5 protein-coding genes are annotated in these 14,242 nt (G+C 75.9%); 2 read left to right on the top strand and 3 right to left on the bottom strand.

Features of this window, described 5'->3' with window-relative positions:
* Positions 1 to 229 precede the first annotated feature (229 nt).
* On the top strand, positions 230 to 1,075 hold the full coding sequence (locus tag ABZX40_RS20270; protein WP_355733735.1) for an SDR family oxidoreductase: 846 nt from the start codon (positions 230 to 232) through the stop codon (positions 1,073 to 1,075).
* A gap of 14 nt (positions 1,076 to 1,089) precedes the next feature.
* Here ABZX40_RS20270 and ABZX40_RS20265 read toward each other — a convergent pair whose 3' ends face one another.
* The 3 genes from ABZX40_RS20265 to ccrA form a co-directional block, all read right to left on the bottom strand.
* Positions 1,090 to 2,082 carry a beta-ketoacyl-ACP synthase III gene (locus tag ABZX40_RS20265; protein ID WP_355733930.1) on the bottom strand — a complete coding sequence of 331 codons (993 nt, stop codon included), beginning with the start codon at positions 2,080 to 2,082 and terminating at the stop codon, positions 1,090 to 1,092.
* 38 nt (positions 2,083 to 2,120) lie between these two features.
* Positions 2,121 to 3,983: a fatty acyl-AMP ligase gene (locus ABZX40_RS20260; protein ID WP_355733732.1), complete on the bottom strand. Its 1,863-nt coding sequence runs from the start codon at positions 3,981 to 3,983 to the stop codon at positions 2,121 to 2,123.
* Between the two features lie 593 nt (positions 3,984 to 4,576).
* Positions 4,577 to 5,929, bottom strand: coding sequence for a crotonyl-CoA carboxylase/reductase (gene ccrA, locus ABZX40_RS20255; protein ID WP_355733730.1), 1,353 nt, complete (start codon positions 5,927 to 5,929; stop codon positions 4,577 to 4,579).
* Positions 5,930 to 6,287: 358 nt separating this feature from the next.
* Here ccrA and ABZX40_RS20250 point away from each other — a divergent pair, with 358 nt between their 5' ends.
* Positions 6,288 to 14,129, top strand: a complete 7,842-nt coding sequence (locus ABZX40_RS20250; RefSeq protein WP_355733727.1) for a type I polyketide synthase — start codon at positions 6,288 to 6,290, stop codon at positions 14,127 to 14,129.
* The last annotated feature ends 113 nt before the right edge of the window (positions 14,130 to 14,242 follow it).

The following is a 14,242-nucleotide window of genomic DNA, read 5'->3' as shown; positions in this document are numbered from 1 at the left end:
AATCACGATCACTTGACACTCTCTGTTCCGTATTGGGCGGTGCTGCGGGACCGTCCGGCGCCCGCCGCCCCGGTCGGCTTCACCGGGTGCCGCGCCGCCCTGTCAAGCGGGGGGCGCGAACCGGTCGAAAGCAGGGGAAGGGGCCCGGAATCTAGGGGTTGGCCCGGCCCCGCCGCGATGACAGCGTGCCGTCTACGCGCCCCCGCCCACCGCACCAGGAGAGACACCCATGACCGACCCCCGTACCGTCCTCGTCACCGGCAGCTCCTCCGGGATCGGCCTCGCCACCGCCGTGCGGGCCGCCGTCGCCGGGCACCAGGTCGTCGCCACCCTCCGCGACCCGGCCCGGGGTGACGCGCTGCGCGCCGCCGCCGACGCCGCCGGGGTGGGCGGACGGCTGCGGATCGCCCGGCTGGACGTGACCGAGCCGGAGTCCGTCGCCGCCGCGATCCGCGAGACCGTCGACACCCACGGGCGGCTCGACGCCGTCGTCAGCAACGCCGGGGTCGGCCGCCTCGGCACCGTCGAGCAGATCGGCGTCGACGCCTTCCGTGCCGTACTGGAGACGAACTTCCTCGGCGCGGTGGAGCTGACCCGGGCGGCGCTGCCGCAGCTGCGGGCGAGCGGGGGGCGGCTGATCGCGGTGTCGAGCCTGGGCGGACTGATCGGACAGCCCTTCAACGAGGCGTACTGCGCAGCCAAGTTCGCCCTCGAAGGGTTCCTGGAGTCGCTGGCCCCGGTCGCCGCCCGCACCGGCGTGACCGTCACCGTCGTGGAACCCGGCCCCGTGGCCAGCGAGTTCGTCACCCGGCTCGCCCCGTCCGTCCCCGGGCTCGTCGAGTCGGCCGGACCCTACGAAGCGGCGTTCAAGTCCTATCTGGAGGCCACCGCCGGACTCTTCGAGCAGGCGCAGAGCGCGGACGAGGCGGCGGCCGTCGTGGTGGACGTGCTGGACGCCGACCGGCCGCCGTTCCGGGTGCAGACCTCCGACGCGGCCCGCGCCCTCGCCGCCGTCAAGCTGGCCGACCTCGACGGCGCCGCCGTCCAGGCGTTCACCGCGCCCTGGCTGGACTGACCCGGCGCGGCCGGTCACGGCAGCCGCACCACCTGCGCCGCGTGCGACAGACCCGCGCCGAAACCGACCAGCAGCGCCAGACCCCGGCGGGGCACCGCGCCCCGGGCGATCAGCGCCTCCAGCGCCAGCGGTATGGACGCCGCCGAGGTGTTCGCCGTATCGACCACGTCCCGGGCCACGGCGACACGGTCCGGCAGGGCCAGCTGGGTCACCGCCGCGTCGATGATCCGCAGATTGGCCTGGTGCGGGACGAACGCCGCCAGGTCGTCCGCCGTGACCCCGGCCGCCGCGAGCGCGGCCCGCGCCGCCCTCGGCACGGTCGCCACCGCCCACCGGAACACCGCCGGACCGTCCATCCGCATGGTCGGTACGGTCCCGGCGGCGGCCGTGCCCTGCACCGGCCAGGGGTCCGAGTGGGCGATGGCCGAGTGCCGGTCGCCCTGCGAGCCCCACACCACCGGCCCGATGCCGGGTTCGCCGGACGGGCCCACCACCACCGCGCCGGCCCCGTCCCCGAACAGGAACGCCGTCCCCCGGTCCCCCGGGTCCACGATGTCCGACATCCGCTCCGCACCGGCCACCACCACATACCGGGCGTTGCCGGACCGGATCAGCGAATCGGCCGTCGCCAGCGCGTGGACGAAGCCCGCGCAGGCCGCGCCGACATCGACGGCACCCGCCCCGGCCGCGCCGATCCGGTGCGCGAGCCGGGGCGCCGCCGGGGGCGACTGCTCCAGCACCGACATCGACGCCAGCAGCACCGCGTCCACCGACTCCGGCGCCACCCCCGCCTGCGCCAGCGCCTTCAGCGACGCCGTCGCCGCCATCTCCACCACCGTCTCGTCCGGCGCGGCGAACCGCCGGGTGACGATCCCCGACCGGCGCCGGATCCAGTCGTCGCTGGAGTCGATCGCCCCGGCGACCTCGGCGTTGGACACCACCCGCGAAGGCCGGTAGGCGCCCACGCCCAGAACGCGCGCGCCGGGGCCGGACGGGGCGGCGCGCAGCGTCCGGCGCGACCCGTCCGCCCCGCCCCCGGCGCCGGTCACCGGGCCACCTCGATCCCGGCCGACGCCACCGCCCCCAACTCGCCCGCCAGATAACGCCGCCGGGTCTCCCGGCGCTGCACCTTCCCGCTCGATGTCTTCGGCAGCGCGCCCCGCCGGACCAGGACGACCGCGTCCGGCACCAGCCGCTGGCCCTCCCGCACCGCCTCCCGCACCCGCTCCCGCAGCCCGTCCGGGCCCCCGTCGCGCAGCGCGCGGCCGTCGGCCTCCACCACCAGGACCAGCAGTTCGGCGGTGCCGTCGTCCACCGAGAACGCCGCCGCGCAGTTGGGCCGCAGCGCCGGATCGGCCCGCTCCGCCGACGCCTCGATGTCCTGGGGGTAGAAGTTGCGCCCCTTGCGGATGATGACGTCCTTCAGCCGGCCGGTCACGAACAGCTCCCCGGCGTGCAGGAACCCCAGATCCCCGGTGCGCAGCCAGGCGCCCCGGTGCTCCTCGCCGCTCAGCCGGGCCCGGAAGGTCCGCACGCTCTCCTCCCCCCGCCCGTGGTAGCCGTCCGCGACACAGGGACCGGACACCCAGATCTCGCCCACCGCGTCCTCGGCCAGCCCGGCGCCGGTGTCGGGGTCGGCGATCCGGACCTCGGACGCGCCCACCGTCGTACCGCAGCCGACCGCGTGCACCACCTCCGGGCCGGGACCGTCCTGCACCGGGCGGGGCCGGGCGTGGCCCGCGCGCAGGGCCTCGGCGTCCAGCGGCAGCAGGGTGGGCTCGCGGTCCTCCGGGCTGCCGGTGACCTTGAGGGTGTTCTCCGCCAGGCCGTAGCCGGGGCACATCGCCCGGGGGCGGAAACCGGCCGGCGCGAACGCCTGGGTGAAGGCGCGGACCGTGCTCCAGCGCACCGGCTCCGCCCCGTTCGCGGCCACCCGCAGCGACGACAGATCCAGCCCGTCCGCCACCCCACCGGCCGCGTCCCGCACACACAGCTCGTACGCGAAACTCGGCGCCGCCGTGTGGCTGCCCCGGAACCGGGAGATCGCCTCCAGCCAGCGCCCCGGCCGCCGGATGAACGCCTCCGGGCTCATCAGATACGCCGGGATCCCCGCCCACAGCGGCAGCACGACCCCGAACAGCATGCCCATGTCGTGGAAGAGCGGCAGCCAGTTGACGACCGCGCTGTCCGCCCGGCACGGCCACAGCAGATCCGTCTCCGCCACATTGGCCCGGAAGTTGGCGTGGGTGACCCGCACGCCCTTCGGGTCACCGGTGGAGCCGGAGGTGTACTGGAGCAGGGCGATCCCGTCCTCCGCCACCGGGGGAGGGGTCCAGTCCTCGGGTGGCGGGGCGGCCGGGACATCGGTCGGGACGAGGGTCAGCCCGGCGAGCTGCGGGGTGTCGCCGAATCGTTCCTCCAGGTCGCGCTTCACGGCGGACGTGGTCAGCACGGTGGCCGTCCCGGCGTCGTCGGCGATCCGGCGCAGCCGGGTCACCCCCCGCAGCCGGGAGGGCACCTGCACGGGGGCGCCCGCCACGCCCGCGTACATGCAGGCGAGCAGCGCGGCGACGAAGTCCAGGCCGGAGGGGTAGAGAAGGACGGCGGAGGGCTCCGCACCGGGCCGGGTGTTGGTGAGTTCGGTGAGGCCGGTGAGTTTGGTGAGGTCGGTGAGCCCCGAGAGACCGGCGAGGTGCGGCCCTGCGGCCAGCGCCCGCGCGCTCTCGTCGAGTTGCCGGTAGGTCAGCGACCGCTCGGGGGTCTCCCCGTTGCGCAGAAAGACATAGGCGGTGCCGTCGGGACGGGTGAGGGCGCGCTGCCGCAGCACCTCGGGGAGCGTGGGCAGCGCGGTGGTGGTCTGGGGGGAGGCGGGGGCGATGGGGGTGGAGGGGGAGGTGGGGGCGGTCATGGGTGGTGGATCCTCTTCTCGCTGTCCAGAACCTGGGGAGTGGGGGTGGTGGGTGTCCGCCCGGACGAGGGGGAGTGGTGGGGGCGGGTGCCGGATGCTGGGGGGCTGGGAGGGGTGCCGGTGGGGTGTTGGCGGCCGGGTGCCGGAGGGTTGGGGTGGGGATCCGGTTGGCTGGCGGTGGTTGGCCGCCGGGGGGCTGAGGCGCGGGGGTTGGCGGTGGTGGTCGGCTGTCGTGGGGAGGTGGTGGGGTCCGTTCGCTGGGGCGGCGGGTGGCGGGTGGCGGGTGATGGGGGGCCGGGTGTCGAGGGCGGAGGCGGGGCCCGCATATGGCGGTGGGCGACCGTCGTGGGGTCGTTGGGGGCCCGCATCCAGTGGTGGCCGATCGCCGTAGGGCCGCTGCGGAGCTCTCATCCGGTGGTGGCCGATCGTCGTAGCGCCGCTGCGAGGCCCTCATCCGGCGATGGCCGGTCACCGGGAGACGTGGGCCCGCTCAGCCCGCCGCCGTCGGCTGCCGGGCGCCAACGCCCCACCGGCACCGGTTGCCGGATGGCGGGCGCTCGGCCCACCGCCGTCGGCTGCCGGAGCGCGGGCGCTCAGCCCACCCCCGCCGGCTGCCGGACGGCAGACCGCAGGGGACCGAGCCGTTCCTCGCCCAGCGCGGCGCGCGTGGCCGGGTCGGTGACGCCGAGGCCGGGGGAGGGGGCCAGGGCGAGGACGCCGACCTTGCCGGTGTGCCGGTTCGTCTGGACCAGCCGGGCCGCCTCGCCCACCTCCGCCAGCGGATACACCTCCGACAGCACCGGCGCGACCGCGCCCAGCCCGACCAGGCGCATCATCTCCGCGGCCTCGTTGAGATTCATGCCGTGACTGCCCACGATCCGCTTGAGGTTCATCCAGAAGTAGCGGTTGTCGAAGGAGTGCTCGTAGCCCGTGCTCGACCCGCAGGTGACGACCGTGCCGCCGCGTCGGGCCACGATCACCGAGATGCCGAAGGTCGCCCGGCCCACATGGTCGAAGACCACATGCGGGTCCTCGCCCAGCTCCGCCCGGATCGCCCGGCCCAGCCGCTTGGCCCGGTCCACCGTGTCCGCACCGGCCGCGACCTCGCCGCCGATCCCGATCTCCGTACGGTTGATCACCACATCGCAGCCCAGCCGCCTCAGCAGCTTCGCCTTCTCCTCGGAGTTGACCACCCCGACCGGAATGCCCCCGCCGTTCTTCACCAACTGCACGGCGAACGCCCCGAGCCCGCCCGTCGCGCCCCAGATCAGCACGATGTCACCCTGCTTGATCCGGGCCCCCCGGTCGCTGACCAGCATCCGGTACGCGGTCCCCCCGCACAGCGGGACGCACGCCGTCTCCTCCCAGGTCAGATGGCCCGGCTTGGCCAGCAGCTGACTGGCCCGGACGACGGTGTAGTGCGCCAGGCCACCGAAGTTGGTCTCATAGCCCCACGCCTTCTGGTCGGCGCCCAGCATTCCGTCGTGGTGGGTCACCGGGTCCTGGTCGTCCACCACGGCCGCGTTGACCGCCACATGGTCACCGACCTTCCAGCGCCGCACCCCCGCCCCGATCCGCACGATCACCCCGGCCGCGTCCGAGCCCACGACCTGGTACGGCTGGTCGTGCCGGGCCGGATACCCCCCGCCGCGCGCGAACCGCTTGAGCGCGCCGAACGTCGACACCGGCTTGAACGTCGCCGACCAGACGGTGTTGTAGTTGATGGAGCTGGCCATCACCGCCACCAGCACCTCGTCCGGCGCGAGCGCCGGCATCGGCACCCGGCCCACCCGCAGCGACCGCCGTACGTCCGGGTCCGCCACGCCGTCGAAGATCCCGGTGTCCTCCTGCCGGATGTGTGCGGCGGTGAAATCCGCCGGGACCGGCGCCCGTTCGAGTTCCTCGGCGGAGGCACCCCGCACAACCGCTTCCGTCAATGCGTCCATGGGTGGCTTCTCTCTCTGCGTCCGGTCCTTGTTTGTCACCGACGGTAAGGTGGGTCATTTCCTCACCGGAACCCCTAAGTGCCGGGGGTAGGGGTAGGGGCGGGGAAATGGTCTTCCAGGGGTGGGGCTGTTCCGGGTCGGGCGGTGAAGTGGCAGGCCGGGGCGGTGGATCGGGGTTCTAGGGGGAGGCTAGGGGTGGGCCCGATGAATTCCGTGCGGCGAGAATGGGGACGCGGATCCGGTGAAGTGCCGGGCGAATTCCGGTGCCCGGTGAATCATCGGCGGCAACGGGATGGATGCAGCGGGAAATTGTCCCGGCCGGAATGTCGAGCAAGTTGGAAAGGGGTCGGTGAGAAGGATGACCACCACTCCCGTCGCCGTGATCGGAATGGCCTGCCGGCTGCCGGGCGCACCCGACCCGGACGCCTTCTGGGACCTGCTGAGCGGCGGGGGGAGCGCGATCGGCCCGGCGCCGGCGGACCGCGACCCCGGCAACGGCCTGCCCGGCGGCTTCCTGCCCGACGTCGACCGCTTCGACGCCGGTTTCTTCGGGATCGCCCCGCGCGAGGCCGCCGAGATGGACCCGCAGCAGCGGCTCGTCCTCGAACTCGCCTGGGAGACCCTCGAAGAGGCCGGGATCGTGCCCGCCACCCTCGCGGGCACCCCCGTCGGCGTCTACCTCGGCGCCATGGCGTCCGACTACGCCACCCTGCGCCACCGGCCCGGCGCCGCCCCCCTCACCCGCCACACCCTCACCGGACTCAACCGGGGCCTGCTCGCCAACCGGATCTCCTACACCCTCGGCCTGCGCGGCCCCAGCCTCACCGTCGATTCCGCCCAGTCCTCCGCCCTGGTCTCCCTCCATCTGGCCCACCGCGCCGTCCGCGCCGGCGACTGCGCGCTCGCCCTGGCCGGCGGGGTCAATCTCAATCTCGCCCCGGACAGCACCACGGCCGCCGCCCGCTTCGGCGGACTCTCCCCCGAGGGCCGCTCCCACCCCTTCGACGCCCGCGCCGACGGCTATGTACGCGGCGAGGGCGGCGGCCTCGTCCTCCTCAAACCCCTGGCCGCCGCGCTCGCCGACGGCGACCGGGTGCACGCCGTGATCCTCGGCAGCGCCGTCAACAACGACGGCGCCACCGACGGCCTGACCGTGCCCAGCACCGAGGCCCAGCAGGACGTGGTACGCGCCGCCCTCCAGGACGCCGGGATCGGCCCGGACGCCGTGCAGTACGTCGAACTGCACGGCACCGGCACCCCCGTCGGCGATCCGGTGGAGGCGGCGGCGCTCGGCGCGGTGTACGGCACCGGCAGGCCCGCCGGTCAGCCGCTGCCGGTCGGGTCGGTGAAGGCCACCATCGGGCATCTGGAGGGCGCCGCCGGGATCGCCGGACTGCTCAGGACGCTCCTGGGCCTCCGCCACCGCGAACTGCCCCCGACCCTCGGCCACGAGACTCCCCACCCCCGGATCCCGCTCGCCGAACTGGGCCTGCGGATACCGGTCGCCCGGGAGCCCTGGCCGCACCCGGAGCGGCAACTGATTGCGGGAGTCAGCTCGTTCGGGATGGGCGGCACCAACTGCCATGTCCTGCTGGCGGAACCACCGCCCCCGCACACGGCGGTGAGTACCGGCCTCAGCGAAGCCGCGCCGATTGACGCCGGGCTGATTGAAGCTGGGCCGACTGAAGCCGGGCCGATCGAAGCCGGTACGACTGAAGCCGCGCCGATCGAAGCCGCAGCGACTGAAGCCGCGTTCACCGAAGCCGCCCCCGTCGAAGCCACCCCCCTCACCCCCTGGCCCCTCTCCGCCGCCACCCCCGCCGCGCTGCGGGCCCAGGCCGGGCGGCTCGCCGCCCATGTCCGGGCCCGGCCCGCACTGGCCACCGACGCCGTCGGCCACGCCCTCGCCACCACCCGCACCCACTTCCCGTACCGCGCGGTCGCCCTCGGCACCGGCCGCGAGGACCTGCTGCACACCCTGGACGCCCTCGCCACCGGCGGACCCGCCCCGTCCGCAGTCCAGGGCCGCGCCCCCGCCGCCCCCACCCCGCCCTCCGCCCTCGCCTTCCTCTTCCCCGGGCAGGGCAGCCAGCGGCCCGGAGCGGGACAGGGGCTCTACGCGACGACCCCCGCCTTCGCCGAGGCGCTCGACGAGGTGTGCGACCTGTTCGCGCCCCATCTCGACCGGCCGCTCCGGGACGTCCTGTTCGCCGCCCCCGGCACCCCGGACGCCGCCCTCCTGGACCGCACCCGCTACACCCAGGCGGGCCTGTTCGCGCTGGGCACCGCCCTGTTCCGGCTGCTCGCCCGGCACCTGCCCGCCCCCGACGCCGTCCTAGGCCACTCCATCGGCGGACTCACCGCCGCCCATGCCGCCGGGGTCCTCGCCCTCCCCGACGCGGTCACCCTCGTCGCCGCCAGGGGCCGGCTGATGGAGGAGGCCCGCGCGGACGGCGCGATGATCGCCGTCGAGGCCACCGCCGACGAGGCCGCACCCCTGCTCGCCGACCACCCCGGCAGGCTCGCCCTCGCCGCCGTCAACGGACCGCGCGCGATCGTGATCTCCGGGGACAGGGACGCGGCCGGACAGGTCGCCGCGCACTTCGCCCAACTCGGCCGCAGGACACGGCGGCTGACGGTCAGCCACGCCTTCCACTCCCCGCACATGGACAGCGCGGTCGACGCGTTCCGCCGGACCGCCACCGCACTCACCTTCCGCCCGCCCGCCCTCGCCGTCCTCTCCGATCTGACCGGCCTCCCGGCCACCCCCGCCGAACTCACCTCGCCCGACTACTGGGCCGAGCACCTCCGCCGCCCCGTCCGCTTCCACGACGCCGTACGCCACTCGGCCGCGCACGGCATCACCCACTACGCGGAACTGGGCCCCGGCAACGTCCTCACCACCCTCACCCGCACCTCCACCGCCGGGAACACCACCACCGCCGTCCCCCTGCTCCGCCCCGCCCAGGACGAACGGCTCTCCCTCCTCACCGGCCTCGCCGAACTCCACGTCACGGGCACGGCGACCGACTGGACGGGGGACGGCGACAGCGGCGGGGCCGCCGCCCGGGTACCGCTGCCGACGTACGCCTTCCAGCGGCAGCCGTACCACTTCGCGGCGGGCACGCCCACGGCCCCCGCAGAGACACCGACCCTGCCGCAGCCCACCGTCACCCCGGCCCCGGCCCACCTCGCCGACCCGCTCGCCCTCGTCCGGGTCGCCGCCGCCGAGGTGCTCGGGCTCGCGTCCGCCCACGATGTCGACCCGGCCCGCACCTTCAAGGCGCTGGGGCTGGACTCCCTGGGCGCGGTGGAGTTCGCGGACCGGCTCGCGCGCGCCACCGGCACGGAACCGCTGCCGACCCTCGTCTACGACCACCCCACCCCCCTCGCCCTCGCCGCCCACCTCGGCGCCCGCCCCGACACCGCGCAGGCCGCCCCGCTGTCCGCCGCCACCGACGACGACCCCATCGCCGTCGTCGCCACCGCCGGACGCTGGCCCGGCGGAGCCGACACCCCCGAGCACCTGTGGCGGCTCCTGCTCGACGGCACGGACGCCACCAGCGGCTTCCCCGTCAACCGGGGCTGGGACGAGGACCTCTACGACCCCGACCCGGACCGGCCGGGGCGTTCCACCGTCCGGCGCGGCGGCTTCCTCCACGACGCCGACCGGTTCGACGCCGACTTCTTCGGGCTCACCCCGCGCGAGGCCGAGGCCATGGACCCGCAGCAGCGGCTGCTGCTGGAGACCTCCTGGGAACTGCTGGAGCGGGCCGGGATCGACCCCGCCGCACTGCGCGCCACCGCCACCGGGGTCTTCGTCGGCGCCTCCCAGCAGGAGTACGGCCCCCGGCTGCACGAGGCCACCGGGACCGGCGCCGGATACCGGCTCACCGGCTCCGGCGTCAGCGTCGCCTCGGGCCGGATCGCCTACACCTACGGCTTCGAGGGGCCCGCGCTGACCGTCGACACCGCCTGCTCCTCCTCGCTGGTGGCGCTGCATCTCGCGGTGCGGGCGCTGCGCTCCGGCGAGTGCGGGCTCGCCGTCGCGGGCGGGGCGGCGGTGATGGCGACGCCGGGGATGTTCACCGAGTTCAGCCGGCAGCGCGGGCTGGCCCCGGACGGCCGGTGCAAGCCGTTCGCCGCCGCAGCCGACGGCACCGCCTGGTCCGAGGGCGTCGGCCTGGTCCTGCTGGAGCGGCTCTCCGACGCCCGCCGCGCCGGACGCCGGGTGCTCGCCCTGATCCGGGGCAGCGCCGTCAACTCCGACGGCGCCAGCAACGGCCTCACCGCCCCCAACGGGCCCGCCCAGGAACGGGTGATCCGGCAGGCGCTCGCCGACGCCCGCCTCACCCCGCACGACATCGACGCCGTCGAGGCCCATGGCACCGGCACCACCCTCGGCGACCCCATCGAGGCACGCGCCCTGCTGCGGACCTACGGCCACGACCGCTCCCCGGACCGGCCGCTGCGCCTCGGCTCCCTCAAGTCCGCCATCGGCCACACCCAGGCCGCCGCCGGGATCACCTCGGTCATCAAGATGACGGAGGCCCTGCGCCACGGGACGCTCCCCGCGACCCTGCACATCGACCGGCCCACCCCGCATGTCGACTGGAGCGCCGGAACGGTCGAACTGCTCACCCGGAACACCCCCTGGGCGGCCCCGGACGGCCGACCGCGCCGCGCCGCCGTCTCCGCCTTCGGCATCAGCGGCACCAACGCCCATCTGATCCTGGAAGAGGCGCCCTTGGCGGACGCCCCCACCTCTCCGGACACGCCCCCCGTCCCCCTCCCCTGGGTCCTCTCCGCCCGCACCCCCGAGGCACTCAAGGACCAGGCCGCCCGCCTGGCCGCCGACCTCGCCGAACCCCCCGGTCCCGCCCCCGCCCCCGCCCCCGCCGACGTGGCCCACGCCCTCGCCCGCAGGCCCCGTTTCGAGCACCGGGCCGTCGTCGTCGCCCGGGACCCCTCCGCCCTGCGCGCGGCCGTGAGCGCACTGCCCGACGGCGGCGCTGCCCTCCCGGCGGGCCGGGACGGCGAGGAGACGGCACTGCTCGTGCGGGGCCGCTCCACCGCCCCCGGCAAACTCGCCTTCCTCTTCACCGGCCAGGGCAGCCAACGCCCTGGCACCGGCCGGGAGCTGTACGCAGCCCACCCCCTCTTCGCCGCCGCGCTCGACGAGATCTGCGCCGCGCTCGACGCCCACCGCCCCGCCTCCGCCGCCCCCCTCCGGGAGACCCTCCTCGCGTCCACCCCCGCCGCCGCCCGGGAACTCGACCGCACCCGCACCACCCAGCCCGCCCTGTTCGCGCTGGAGGTGGCCCTGTTCCGGCTGCTGGAGTCGTGGGGGGTGCGGCCCGATGTGGTGGCCGGGCACTCGATCGGCGAACTCGCCGCCGCGCACTGCGCGGGCGCCCTCGATCTCGCCGACGCGGCGGCACTGGTCACCGCCCGGGGCCGGCTGATGCAGGCCCTGCCGGAGGGCGGCGCGATGGTCGCCCTGGAGGCCGACGAGGACGAGGTGCGGAAGGCGCTCGACGGGCTGGCGGAGAGCGTCGGGATCGCCGCCGTCAACGGGCCCTCGGCGACGGTGATCTCGGGGACCGAGCCCGAGGTGCTCGCCGTCGCCGAAGGGTTCCGCGCGCGGGGCCGCCGTATCCGCAGGCTCCGTACCAGTCACGCCTTCCACTCGCCGCTGATGGACCCGGTGACGGAGGAGTTCGGCCGGCTCGCCGACGGGCTCGCCGCCCGGCCCCCGCACACCCCGCTGCTCAGCGCCCTCGACGGCACCCTCCACACCGGGGACCGGCCCGTCCCGCCCGGCCACTGGGCCGCCCATCTGCGGGGCACCGTCCGCTTCCTGGACGCCGTACGGGGGCTCGCGGCGGACGGGGTGACCGCCTATCTGGAGCTGGGCCCGGACGCCGTCCTCACCGCGCTGGCGCAGGAGGCCCTGCCCGCCGCCCCGGACGGCGACGGCACACCCCCGCCCGCCCTCGCCGCCGTACTGCGCCGGGACCGACCGGAGCCGGAGACCCTGCTCGGCGCGCTCGGCACGGTCCACGCCCGGGGCGCCGAGGTCGACTGGAGCGCGGTCCTGGGCCACCCCGGGCCGAGCCGGATCACCCTGCCGACGTACGCCTTCCAGCGGCGCCGCCACTGGATCGAGGCGCCCGCGCCCCGGCCCGCCCCCGGCGACGACGGCTTCTGGGACCTCGTCCGGCGCGGCGACACCACCGACCTCGCCGGGGCGCTCGGACTCACCGGGACCGGACAGCGCGCGGCCCTGGACGCCGTCCTGCCCGCGCTGGCCGCCTGGCGGGCCGAGCGGGACGACGAGAGCCACGGCTGGCGGCACCGGGTGCGCTGGCAGCCGGTCGCCGTACCGGCCGGGGAACTGCGGGGCCGCTGGCTGCTGTTCGGGACCGGGCGGGCGGAGGACGGCTGGGGGGCGCTGCTGGAGCGGGCGCTGAGCGAGGCCGGGGCGCTGGTGGAGCGGGTCGCGGTGCCGGTGGACGGTGCCGACCGGGCCACGCTGACCCGGCTGCTCGGCGAGGCCGTCGACCGGCTCCCGGACCGCCCGGTGTCCGGGGCGCTCTCCCTGCTCGCCCTGGACACCGGGGCGGACCCGGCGCTGCCCGCCCTGCCGCGCGGCCTCGCCGCCACCACGGCCCTCGCCCAGGCATGGGACACGGGCGGCGGGGGCGGACCGCTCTGGACACTCACCCGGGGAGCCGTCACCACCGGCCCCGACGACGAGGCAGTACCCGACCCGGGCGGTGCGGCCGTCTGGGGGCTCGCCGTGGTCGCCGCCACCGAGACCCCGGGCTGGGGCGGGATCGTGGACCTGCCCGCACGGCCCGACGCCCACGCCGCCGCCCAGGTGGTGACCGCCGTGACCGGCCGTCACCGGGAGGCCGAACTCGCCGTCCGGCCCCAGGGGCTGCTCGCCCGCAGACTCGTCCCCGCCCCCGACGACGGCCGCCCCGGGCGGCGGTGGCAGCCGACCGGCACCATCCTGATCACCGGCGGCACCGGGGCCCTCGCCCGCCACACCGCCCTCCGACTGGCCCGCCAGGGCGCCGACCACCTCCTGCTGCTCAGCAGACGCGGCCCCGACGCGCCCGGCGCCACCGCGCTGCGCGACGAACTCACCGCCCTCGGCGCCCGGGTCACCCTCGCCGCCTGCGATGTCGCCGACCGCGCGGCACTCGCCCGGGTCATCGCCGCCGTACCGCCCGAGCACCCCCTCACCGCCGTCCTCCACACCGCCGCCGTCCTGGACGACGCCCCGCTCGACGCGCTCACCCCGGCCCGCCTCGACCGGGTGCTGCGGGTGAAGGCCGTGGGCGCCCGGCACCTGGACGACCTCACCAGGGACCTCGATCTGAGCGCGTTCGTGCTGTTCTCCTCGGCGACCGGCGTCCTCGGCACCCCGGGACAGGCCAACTACGCGCCGGGCAACGCCTACCTCGATGCCCTCGCCCAGCGGCGGCGGGCCGCCGGGCTCCCGGCCACCTCGATCTCCTGGGGCCTGTGGGCGGGCGACGGGATCGCCGGGCAGGACAGCGGGCGGGTCGCCCGGCGCGGGCTGCTGCCCATGGCCCCCGAGGGCGCCCTGCGCGCCCTGCGACGGGCCCTCGACCGGGACGAGACCCATCTCGTCGTCTGCCGCGCCGACTGGCCGGCCCTCGCCGCGCTCCGCGCCCACCCCCTGCTCGAAGAACTGACCGCCCAGGGCCCGGACGCCGAGCCGGGCACCGGGGAGCCGGAACCGCGCGCCGGGCTCGCCACCGAACTGGCGGCGGCCCGCGACGAGCACGAGCGGCGGCGTCTGCTGCTGCGGTTCGTCCGCACCCAGGTCGCCGAGGTGCAGGGCGGCCGGTCGGCCGACTCGGTCGACATCCACCGGGGTTTCAAGGCCCAGGGCTTCGACTCCCTCACCACCGTCGAACTCCGCAACCGCCTCAACCGGCACACCGGCCTCAACCTGCCCACCACCGTCGTCTTCGACCACCCCACCCCGCGCGCCCTGGCGGACCTGCTGTACGAGCGGCTGGCCCCGGAGCCGAAGCCGGAGCCGGAGGCAGCGGTGGAGGCGGAATCGGCGGTGGACCCGGGGGACGTCTCCGACGCGCTCTCCGCCGCCACGGACGACGAACTCATGGACTTCATCGGCAAGGAACTCGGCATCGCCTGACGCCGGACCGGACCCGGCACACCTCCCGACCCCGGACCCGGCACACCTCTTGAAGCCGGACCCGGCACCTCCCGACCACGGACCGGCATCTCCCGAAGCCGGACCCGGCACAC

The organism is Streptomyces sp. NPDC004610 (assembly GCF_040609715.1).
Lineage (GTDB): Bacteria > Actinomycetota > Actinomycetes > Streptomycetales > Streptomycetaceae > Streptomyces.
The sequence above is the reverse complement of the archived record's forward strand: the minus strand, read 5'-3'. Positions and strand labels throughout refer to the sequence as shown.

Coding starts and splice junctions, on each gene's coding strand:
- ABZX40_RS20270 (WP_355733735.1), top strand. CDS start 230: ATGACCGACCCCCGTACCGTCCTCGTCACCGGCAGCTCCTCCGGGATC.
- ABZX40_RS20260 (WP_355733732.1), bottom strand. CDS start 3,983: ATGACCGCCCCCACCTCCCCCTCCACCCCCATCGCCCCCGCCTCCCCC.
- ccrA (WP_355733730.1), bottom strand. CDS start 5,929: ATGGACGCATTGACGGAAGCGGTTGTGCGGGGTGCCTCCGCCGAGGAA.
- ABZX40_RS20250 (WP_355733727.1), top strand. CDS start 6,288: ATGACCACCACTCCCGTCGCCGTGATCGGAATGGCCTGCCGGCTGCCG.